1 protein-coding gene is annotated in these 799 nt (G+C 71.6%); it reads right to left on the bottom strand.

The features are described from left to right. A partial coding sequence (locus HK417_RS24465) for an IS630 family transposase (protein WP_222273402.1) occupies positions 1 to 799 on the bottom strand: 799 nt, incomplete at both ends.

Here is a 799-nt window from a genome sequence, read left to right as displayed (position 1 = left end):
CGGCGCAGCGCCTGGCGGGTGATGATCGAGAAGAAGGCCTCAACGAGGTTCAGCCACGATCCCGAGGTCGGCGTGAAGTGCAGGGTTACCCGGGGATGACGGGACAGCCACGCCTGGACCGCCGGGTGCTTGTGGGTGGCGAGGTTGTCGACCACGACGTGCAGGTCGCGGCGCGGATAGGCCCGCGCCACCTGGCGCATGAAGGCGAGGAACTCCTGGTGCCGATGGCGCTCGGTGCAGGCGTCGGTAACCCGCCCGGTGGCCACCTCCAGCGCGGCGAACAGCGTGGTGGTGCCGTGCCGGACGTAGTCGAAGCTGGCTGCCTCGGGATGGCCCGGCCGCACCGGCAGCGTGGGCGCGGTGCGTTGGAGCGCCTGGATCTGCGGTTTCTCGTCAACGCAGAGCACCACCGCCTTCTCCGGCGGATGCAGGTACAGGCCGACGACGTCGCGGATCTTGGCGTCCAGGGCCGGGTCGGTAGAGAACTTGAACGTCTGCGCCCGCCACGGCTGCACGCCGAAGCGGTGCCAGATCCGGGCGACGGTCGCATGCGAGATCGGCGTGCCCTCGCCGGCCAGCGCCGTGGCCAGCAGCCGCGAGGACCAGTGGGTGGCGCCGAACCGATCCGGCGGCTCGGTCAGCGTCAGCTCCAGCACCCGATCCCGCAACGCCTCGGGCAGCGGAGAGGGCTTGCCCGGCCGCGGTAGATCCGCCAGCCCGGCCAGGCCGCGCTCGGCGTAGCGGGCGCGCCAGGTCACCACCGTGCCCTCGGCGCAGCCGACCATCTCCGCAATCTCCT

Origin of the sequence: Modestobacter marinus (assembly GCF_019799945.1) — a bacterium.
GTDB classification, from domain to species: domain Bacteria; phylum Actinomycetota; class Actinomycetes; order Mycobacteriales; family Geodermatophilaceae; genus Modestobacter; species Modestobacter marinus_B.
Note: the sequence above shows the minus strand (reverse complement) of the source record. Positions and strands in the feature narration are given on the sequence as shown.